Origin of the sequence: Microcystis sp. M53602_WE12 (assembly GCF_030065455.1) — a bacterium.
Taxonomy (GTDB): domain Bacteria; phylum Cyanobacteriota; class Cyanobacteriia; order Cyanobacteriales; family Microcystaceae; genus Microcystis; species Microcystis aeruginosa.
On record NZ_JASJFB010000175.1, the window covers coordinates 1 to 8,774 of the forward strand.

The 8,774-nt window shown below is 43.5% G+C and carries 9 protein-coding genes and 1 pseudogene; 2 read left to right on the forward strand and 8 right to left on the reverse strand.

Annotated elements, in window-relative coordinates; genetic code table 11:
- Positions 1-64 precede the first annotated feature (64 nt).
- Entirely contained in the window at positions 65-235 is a 171-nt protein-coding gene (locus tag PX482_RS06770) for a hypothetical protein (protein ID WP_288023201.1), read from the forward strand.
- Here PX482_RS06770 and PX482_RS06775 read toward each other — a convergent pair.
- The 8 genes from PX482_RS06775 to hoxE form a co-directional block, all read right to left on the reverse strand.
- The gene (locus PX482_RS06775; protein ID WP_002762913.1) at positions 167-1,252 is read right to left on the reverse strand and encodes an alanine/ornithine racemase family PLP-dependent enzyme; all 1,086 of its coding nucleotides are present in this window, start codon (positions 1,250-1,252) and stop codon (positions 167-169) included. The two genes, PX482_RS06770 and PX482_RS06775, sit on opposite strands and share 69 nt — an antisense overlap.
- Positions 1,253-1,256: 4 nt before the next feature.
- The gene (locus tag PX482_RS06780) at positions 1,257-2,417 is read right to left on the reverse strand and encodes an N-acetyltransferase DgcN family protein (protein ID WP_353852181.1); all 1,161 of its coding nucleotides are present in this window, start codon (positions 2,415-2,417) and stop codon (positions 1,257-1,259) included.
- A gap of 142 nt (positions 2,418-2,559) precedes the next feature.
- Entirely contained in the window at positions 2,560-2,772 is a 213-nt protein-coding gene (locus PX482_RS06785) for a DUF3134 family protein (protein WP_002762915.1), read from the reverse strand.
- 252 nt (positions 2,773-3,024) lie between these two features.
- Complete coding sequence (psb34, locus tag PX482_RS06790) at positions 3,025-3,333, reverse strand: photosystem II assembly protein Psb34 (protein ID WP_002762917.1); 309 nt, start codon at positions 3,331-3,333, stop codon at positions 3,025-3,027.
- A 173-nt stretch (positions 3,334-3,506) separates the two neighbouring features.
- Positions 3,507-4,880: a gluconeogenesis factor YvcK family protein gene (locus PX482_RS06795; RefSeq protein ID WP_288093847.1), complete on the reverse strand. Its 1,374-nt coding sequence runs from the start codon at positions 4,878-4,880 to the stop codon at positions 3,507-3,509.
- A gap of 292 nt (positions 4,881-5,172) precedes the next feature.
- Positions 5,173-5,658, reverse strand: coding sequence for a Tic20 family protein (locus PX482_RS06800; RefSeq protein ID WP_002762922.1), 486 nt, complete (start codon positions 5,656-5,658; stop codon positions 5,173-5,175).
- A gap of 122 nt (positions 5,659-5,780) precedes the next feature.
- Positions 5,781-7,388, reverse strand: a complete 1,608-nt coding sequence (nuoF, locus tag PX482_RS06805; protein ID WP_002762923.1) for an NADH-quinone oxidoreductase subunit NuoF — start codon at positions 7,386-7,388, stop codon at positions 5,781-5,783.
- Between the two features lie 28 nt (positions 7,389-7,416).
- Positions 7,417-7,926, reverse strand: a complete 510-nt coding sequence (hoxE, locus tag PX482_RS06810) for a bidirectional hydrogenase complex protein HoxE (protein ID WP_002762924.1) — start codon at positions 7,924-7,926, stop codon at positions 7,417-7,419.
- Between the two features lie 569 nt (positions 7,927-8,495).
- Between hoxE and PX482_RS06815 the strand changes: the two are divergent.
- A pseudogene (locus PX482_RS06815) lies at positions 8,496-8,637 on the forward strand (flagellar assembly protein H); the annotation flags it as partial.
- Positions 8,638-8,774: the final 137 nt, after the last annotated feature.

Consider the following 8,774-nt stretch of genomic DNA (forward strand, 5'->3'; position numbering starts at 1 on the left):
AAAGTACTGGATCTGGGAGTGATCGGGGGGAAATTTAGGCACTTTTTCCCTGAAAATTAGGTAATTGGCCACCTCAAAACTGGTAAAACCCCACACCCCACACCCCACACCCCACACCCTGCCACCACCGAAAAACTTTTTGCCGCAAACCCTATTTATTCATCGATCAAGACAGTTGTGCTACTGCATTGAGAGCATAACTTTTAGTAATAAAAGGAGAAGTCATGGCTGTTAAAAGTCCTCCGTAATCAAGATTAAAACTGACTTCGCTTCCTACTTTTAACCTCTTGTTATGACTATCAAGAACTAGATGATCGCTACTAGAACCTAATATTTTTATCTCCTGACTTGTTTGTAATCCAGAGATAAGAATATCCTGTCTTCCTAATGCAATAATAACTCGACGGTGAATGCCTTGGTCGATAAAGCTGGGAACATTACCAAAAGCATCTCGACCAATTTCTCCAGAGGGTAGAGATGGTTTATCTTTGGATTCGATTACTTCAGCAATTAACCGAAAAGCATCGGTATATAAGCCAGGTATCACTTGTCGATTAACTGTTTCACAACCTAATAAAATTGATTCTCCTAAACGCAGATTATTAATCCGACCAACTTCGCTACTTTTTTGATACCATTGATAGTTAGCAGAATTGCCTCCTGAAATAATCGGTAATTTTATTAAAAATTCCTGCTCAATTGTATCTGTTAACACAGATAATTTGCTCATATTATGGCTATCAGGTTTAATACCTCCATAACAAGCCAAATTACAACCCAGTCCAATAATTTTGATAAAGGGAAAAGCGAGGGTCTTTTTGATGAACTTGACCAGATCTTTCGGCAGTACACCTTCGCGTAAATCCCCTAACTCCGTCATGATAATAATGCGGTGTATTTTTTGCTTTTCTTGAGCATAATAGGAAAGTTCCTGAATTGTTGCTAATTCGGTATTTAAGCTGATATCTGCAATGTTAACCACTGATTCTGCTTGACTCAAGGCAGTACGCAACAGAACAAAAGTTGTCACTATTCCTGCTTGTTTCATTTTGAGAATATTTTCGATTCGAGAGTCAGCGATAAAGTTGACTCCACCTTGAATCATCGCCAAGGCGATCGAGGGATCACCCAAAATCGCTTTGGAAACTCCCATCACAGAAAGTCCCTTGCTACCGTAGAATTGGCAGAGTAAACGAGCATTATGGCGTATTTTCGGGAGAGAAATCTCGATTCTGGGTAAAAGGTCTTTCATCAGCCTATTTGCTCCCAATTGCGGGAATTGCAGCTAAAATTTCCCCTTTGATTTTCCGGTTTAATTTCGGAAAGCGATCGCATAAAGCTTGGACTAATTTCTCACATCCGTGTAACAAAACATCAGTAGTCGGTAACTGAAAATCTCGCTCATATTTGGCAATAATACGCTCAGTGGCTGCCGTGGTGAGATTTTCGTGATTAATCGCAATAGCGATAACTTTAGCGGGAGAAATTGCCTCAATTAGTGAAATTTCTTCCTGTAATTTTGGCATGGCTAAATGAGGAAAATCACAGCGAAATTTTCGGGCTGGGGGATGTTGTAAAATAATCCCATCGGGCCTACTTCCTTTCAAAATTCCCAGGGAACTCATAAAAGCAGGATGACTCAGAGAACTTTGTCCTTCCACTAAAATAATATCGGGTTTTTCTTGCTCAAAAGCTTGAACCACAGCATTTTCAATTTCACCGATGACAAATTGAGAAACCAAAGCATCGATCGAAACCCCATATCTTGCTCCCTGCATCAAGCTAGTTTGTCCAGTAGCGACTAAGACAGACTTAATACCCAAGCCTTGGAGAGTTTGATTAACTGCCACCGCAGTGGTCATTTTTCCGCAAGCACAATCGGTTCCTAAAAAGGCAATAACGGGTATATTTACTTGGGAAATTTGCCCAGTAAATACATGAAGATCAGCTAATTGTGGTGGTTTACGAATGTCTGTAATTTGCACACCATACTGACTAGCTTGCTCCCTAAATTCTAAATCCTCGGAGAAGAATTGATGCAAACCATTAATAATCTCCATTCCTTGTGCCATTGCTTCTAAAATTAGCAGCCTTTCTAGGGGGGGAATAAACGCTTCTAAGGGTGCTTTGCCGTAGATATAACAATTGGGAACATCTCTAAGTTTTTCTAAGGCTGTTTGTAAATTGGCAAAAATGGGAATATGATTTTTTTTGTCTCCTAATGCTTCTCCCGCATCTTTTCCCGCTAAGGAACTATCCAGCACTCCAACAATTGTATATATTTCTGATTGTCTGATCAAGCCAGCTGCCGTTTTTCCGTCCACACGTCCAAACTGATTTTCACAGTAAATTAAAGCCGTTTTTTTCGTTGATACCACTTTCTTAATCTCCTGAATATTAGATAATTGAAATTTCACTCCTAACTCCCAGTAAGTAGGGAGGCACAATTATTTGTAGGATGGGTTAGCGGTAGCGTAACATTAGCGGGCGTTGGGTTTCATGCTTCAACCCAACCTACGTTCATCTTATATTTAATTCCACCCACCTACTTAAGACTATTTATTCTTCTTCTTCTTCTATAGCATAATTATCTGGATCGATAATATCGTCTAGTTCTTCTAAGATTTGCAAATCGGGATGAGCATCAGATTGACGTAATTTTAATCTTCCTGTCCGTTCTAACCAATGGAGAAGGGTTTCTTTGGAAGTTATCTGCATAACAGGAATTGCCTGATAGCGAGGTTCTTGACTAAGAGAAGGATTAAATTTCATACCTGTTGAATTTCCTTTGAGAAGTTAACTCTATTGGTTGTTCTATTGTTGATCACGAAGCAACCCACAAAAAACTGAAAAAAATTGTCAAGTTTAGCAAAGTAAAAAAGTTCAGCTGTCAGATTTACTATTTGGACAGATAGATAGAGTCGGTTCCAATATATGCTCCCGATACTTGGGATGCAGACTCTATGGTGTAAATTAAAGTTTTCCTGTCTCGCTCAACTTAAATGTCAATCCTACGGTTTTTATCTAGCTAACGGAAAAGGTGATTAATAACACCAAAGCAACCAACAAAACCGCCCCTACTCCTTGCAAAATATACCATTTTTGCTGTTCTAAAGATGGGGATTTTGATAGATAAATCTTGGGTTCGCTACCATAGTTATTGATGATTCCTTCATCATCTACTGTATAGCCCTCTGGGAGAGGTATATTAAGTGATGGATAGTTTTGCCCGTTTATATCTAGTTTAACCTCAGCAGGAATTAATTCACTTCCATCGCTTGGGGAATAGACTGTCGCACCTGTCTCTTGATTAGATTTAGTAGAGTAGTGCATGATCATCTCTCTTCAAAATCTGAGTATAACACAGAATAAGGCGAAATGGTTTTTAGGCTAATTTTTTCCTAGGGCTTTAATCAGCAAATTTGGCTAATGTCGGCAAATTAAAGCAAAAAATATGATTTTATAACTTGACAAAGCTAGATAAAAACATTTAGTCAACTCGCTATTCACTTTTTAGCATACCAGCGCCATAAAACTCGCGCTAAACGTTGGGGATCATGACTAACTTTGGCAGTAACTTCATCTTCTGCCATTACATTCGCTAAAACAATGCGATAACCCATTTTTCCCACCTCCTCGCGGTCTAAAAACACAGGATGACTATGCTCTTGGGCGTATAATTGCAGAGATTGGGGCGATGGTGCAGTTCTTTGGGCTAAAACTGCATCAAAGACGCGTTCCTCGCAGACTTTTTCGATCGCCCGAATATGATCAGCCACCGAATAATTATCCGTTTCCCCCGGCTGGGTCATAATATTACAAACATAGACACGGGGGACTGTCACCTGTGCTAGGGCCTGACGAATTGCGGGAACCAACAAATTAGGGATAATACTGGTATAAAGACTACCCGGCCCGATAATAATATAATCTGCCTCCTTGATTGCCGCTAAAGCAGCCGGTAAAGCGACCGGATCGGCAGGATGACAGCCAATCTGACGAATTTGCCCCATAGCTTCGGTTATCTTCGATTCTCCCTCAATAATGCGCCCATCGGCTAACTTAGCCCAGAGACTAACATCGGTAAGGGTAGCAGGTAGCACTTTGCCGCGAATGGCCAAAACTTTGGCACTAGCATCGATCGCCTGTTCCAGATCGCCGGTAATCTCGGTCATAGCGCTGATAAATAAATTACCAAAACTGTGGCCCGATAAACCATCCCCGGCATGAAAGCGATATTGAAACAATTCCGTTAATAACTTTTCCTCATCGGCTAAAGCGGCGATACAATTGCGAATATCCCCCGGGGGTAAAATGCCCATTTCCCGACGTAATCGGCCCGAAGAACCGCCATCATCAGCTACGGTGACAATAGCGGTGATATTAGAACTATACTGTTTTAAACCGCGTAAAAGCGTCGATAAACCCGTACCGCCACCGATGGCCACGATTTTCGGGCCGCGATGGAGACGACGATGGGTGCGTAGGAGATCGACTAATTCCTCCGATGCGTCCGGTTGTAGTGCTTCTGTAATCGTTTCGACAGTGCGACTCTGACCCCAGAATAACAAAAAGACACCCAACAAAACCGCCAGCGGCCCGGAAACAGAATTAGGGACCAAACGGGCGATCGTTTCTAATGCTTGGGAAACAAACTCTAAAAAGCGATTAACTGGGGTTAATTTTACCCAAATAGCCAAACCGAAGGAGGTGAGAAAAACACCGGTTAAACTGATTAAAAGCCAGCGTTTGACAAAAATACCGGGAGAAAGCCATTTAAACCAACGATTAACCCGTTTAGGCGTTTTTCTGCCCACAGAAGCGGCTATTTTTCCCTTCTGAGCGTTGAGTTCCCGTAGCGTCTGTTTAAATGGACTCATAGATGTGGCCTGGCAGCGAACGCATTGATTCTGGAGAGACTGTAGCCGAAAAAGGGGACAAACTCAAGCTTAATTAGGGTCTGCTGAAAAAGTTTTTTGTGGGGAGAGGGTGTGGGGTGTGGGGTGTAGGGTGTAGGGTTTTCCCGATTTTGAGGAGGTCAATTACCTAATTTTCAGGGAAAAAGTCCAGGGATTTTCCCCCCGATCACTCCCATATCTGGTACTTTTTGATTGCCAAAAAGTCTAAAAGTCTTACCCAACAAGGTTTTTAGATTTATTCAGCCAGCCTGACCTAACCTCCCACTTGAGAATAGGCCGCCTCGGAAATTGTGGGAATATCGGCGTATTTGCCGATAACCGACTGTATAATGCTGTAAACACAGGCGGCAAATGCTCCCAAAAAGACGACGTTAAAAAGAGTTTCTACCACTAAATTCGCCCCTAAACCCCTAGCGACGAAACCTAAGACCAATCCCAATAAATACACCAAAATCTCGATTAAAATCGCCTGCATGGTGTTAAAGCGGATAAAATGACTGATGCGGGGATTGCGTACCACGGCGAAAAAGAGGACGAAAAAGATAATTAAACTGCCAAAGCTTCCCAGAGAACTATAGAGAAAAGCTAAGGGATATAAGGCTATTGCTAAGGCCGCTCCTAAAAAAGGAATTTGCTGAAAGATAAAGATACCGAAGGCAAAAGCCGAATATAAGGGTAAAAGATATACTAAAGCTGCAAAAATGCGATCTTTTGTATCGGTTGAGCCGCGCCAAGTCATAATCTATTGTCTCCTGAGACTACTGCTAACTCTCTTCAAGATAACCCGGCAGCCCATCAGACTTCGCGTAACTGAAGAAATTGATCGAGGCCGAAGATTGTTAGGCCTCGATCGATTTTTTCTCAAACAGAGACGGGGTGCTTGATTTCCTGTAACAGAGCCAGATATTCCTCCTTAAAATACTTTAGGGTACTTAAAATCGGATTGGGAGCGCTTTGACCAAGACCACAAAGACTGGTTTCTTTGACCATTTGACAGAGATGTTCTAGGTTTTCGAGGTCGTGAATATCGGCCTTTCGAGCGATAATTTTGGCCAATAATTCAAACATTTGTACTGTTCCCGTGCGACAGGGGATACATTTACCACAGGACTCCTCGCGACAGAACTCCATATAGAATTTCGCCACTTCCACCATACTGGTAGTATCATCCATAACCACCATCCCCCCAGATCCCATCATCGAACCGAGTTTGGCTAAGGATTCGTAATCCACGGGAGTATCGAGTAAATTAGCGGGAATACAACCCCCAGAGGGGCCGCCGGTTTGTACCGCTTTCACTTGACCATCGGGAACACCACCCCCCATCTCCTCGACAATTTCCCGGAGAGTAATACCCATCGGCACTTCAATCAGCCCATTATTGCGGATTTTTCCCGTCAAAGCGAAGATTTTTGTGCCTTTACTGCTGGCAGTACCGATATTGGCGTACCAAGCGGCCCCCTCGCGGATAATAGCGGCGATATTAGCGTAGGACTCCACGTTATTAATCAGGGTGGGACAACCATCGAGGCCCGATTGGGCCGGATAGGGGGGACGGGTGCGAGGAGTGCCGCGGCCGCCTTCGATGGAATGGATGAGAGCGGTTTCCTCTCCACAGACAAAGGCCCCCGCCCCGATGCGGATATCTACCTTAAAATCGAAAGTGGACTCGAATACTTGGGAACCCATTAAACCAAATTTTTTGGCCTGATTAATCGCTTTTTGCAGACGATCGATCGCCAGAGGATATTCGGCTCTAACATAGATATAACCATGATCGGCCCCCACAGCATAGGCAGCGATCGCCATTCCTTCCAGGACTAAATGGGGGTCACTTTCCAAAACACTACGGTCCATAAACGCCCCGGGGTCGCCTTCATCAGCATTACAGATAACGTATTTTTGTTTACCCGGTTGTTTAGCCACCGTCGCCCATTTTAAACCGGTGGGATAACCCGCACCTCCCCGGCCGCGCAAACCGCTTTTGGTGATTTCCTCCACCACCTGGGCCGGAGTCATCTCGTAGAGGGCCTTGTAGAGAGATTGATAACCCCCGACGGCGATATATTCCTCAATGCGATCGGGATCGATTTTACCGCTATTTTCCCGGACAATTTTGACTTGATGGGAGAAAAAGGGATGTTTTGAGTCCCCTAATTGCACCTCGGTTTTGCCGCCGTTTAAGGCCGCAATAATGCTGGCCGCACTTTCCGGGGTGACTTCTTCGTATAAGAGATCCTGGGGATCCACTTCCACCAACGGACCGCGACCACAAAAACCCATACAACCGACCCCGACCACTTCGACTGTATCCTCTAGGTCTGCTTCTTTGACGGCAGTGGCGAGGTTTTTTTTGATTTGGAGGGAGTTAGCAGCTTGGCAACCGGTGGAAGTGCAACAATGCACCCGGATGCTTTTTTGTCTAGTTTTTTCTTTCTCGGCCACTGCCAATAATTCTTGTAAGTCCATATTCTTCTCAATCCACTAGAGTGAAAAATTACTGGGAGAAACTCTGTAGTTTCGCTAAGACAGTTTCCGAATCTTGTTTAGGGGCCACGACTCCATCGAAGACCACGGCCGGCGCAATCCCACAGGCCCCGATACAACGGGCCGACACTAGGGAAATTTCTCCATCGGCGGTGGTTTCTCCCACTTTGACATCAAAGGCGTTTTCGATGTCTTCGAGGATTTTGCCGCTGCCTTTGACATAACAAGCAGTCCCCATACAGATGATACAGGTGTGTTTTCCCGCCGGTTTCAGGGAAAAGAGATGGTAGAAGGTTGCTACCCCATAGACGCGACTGAGGGGCAGTTTTAGCGCCCGGGCAACGTAGAGGAGAACATCTTCTTCTAGGAATCCAAAGGCTTCTTGGGCTTTGTGCAGGACTTCAATCAGGGCTGATTGATTATATCCTGCCCGCTTCATGGTAATGTCGAGGACTTTGAAGCGTTTATCGCCACTGGGATGCTCTTTTTTCTCCGTTTGACGAGGATTGGCAGTTTGCATAAATCTGAACCAAATAAATTTTAGGGGCGATGACGGGAAAAAGATGGAGAGTTGTCGGTTTTCCTTGGTCATCTCCCTGCTTTTATTCTGACACTGGCTCCGGAGGGCGATCGATAACTTTATCTTTCCTTTAGTTATTGGGGGATAGGGGATTTTTCGGCCTTGTCAAATTGAAAGATGCTCCGAATCAGCCTGGAACTGAAATTACTTTGATAGCAAGGATTGCATTGCATCTTTCCTATAATAGTGTTTAATCAACGAATAGGGCCTTTTATGGCGGGCTTAAGTGGGGAACAAGAGTCGCTCGATTTAGCAGTGGAATATAGCTAGGTAATAGCTGTAGGGCTAATTCATGAATTAGCCCTACAATCAATTATGATGAACCCTGGAAATAGAAAACGGGTTTCTTCGATAAACCCGTTTTCTGCGGGTTTTTTTGCGGGAAGCATCCCCCTCTCCTCGTAGGTTAAAGGGATGAGGTCATAACAATATGTTGCCAAAGGCGACTTTTCAGAATATAATGTAGAAGAGTAGTCATTCATCGCTCAGATTAGTTAAGATGATATTACATGACTAATAATATTGACCATGATCGCTTGTTTAAGGAGTTAATCTTCACCTTTTTTGTCGAATTTATTGAGTTATTTTTTTCCTCAATTGATGGATTATTTAGATAGAGACTCGATTACTTTTTTAGACAAAGAAGTATGGCTCTTCGGTTTGTGTTATGCAATGGACGGGGGTTATAAGGGATGGAACCCTTATAGAGAAAGGCATTTAGCGATTTTTGTCAATTGTTTTTGCTCTAGAGCGAACTAATCAATTAAATCTCTTGCCAGATAAGGATT

Coding starts and splice junctions, on each gene's coding strand:
- PX482_RS06775 (WP_002762913.1), bottom strand. CDS start 1,252: ATGAAAGACCTTTTACCCAGAATCGAGATTTCTCTCCCGAAAATACGC.
- PX482_RS06785 (WP_002762915.1), bottom strand. CDS start 2,772: ATGAAATTTAATCCTTCTCTTAGTCAAGAACCTCGCTATCAGGCAATT.
- PX482_RS06800 (WP_002762922.1), bottom strand. CDS start 5,658: ATGACTTGGCGCGGCTCAACCGATACAAAAGATCGCATTTTTGCAGCT.
- nuoF (WP_002762923.1), bottom strand. CDS start 7,388: ATGGACTTACAAGAATTATTGGCAGTGGCCGAGAAAGAAAAAACTAGA.
- PX482_RS06795 (WP_288093847.1), bottom strand. CDS start 4,880: ATGAGTCCATTTAAACAGACGCTACGGGAACTCAACGCTCAGAAGGGA.
- hoxE (WP_002762924.1), bottom strand. CDS start 7,926: ATGCAAACTGCCAATCCTCGTCAAACGGAGAAAAAAGAGCATCCCAGT.
- psb34 (WP_002762917.1), bottom strand. CDS start 3,333: ATGCACTACTCTACTAAATCTAATCAAGAGACAGGTGCGACAGTCTAT.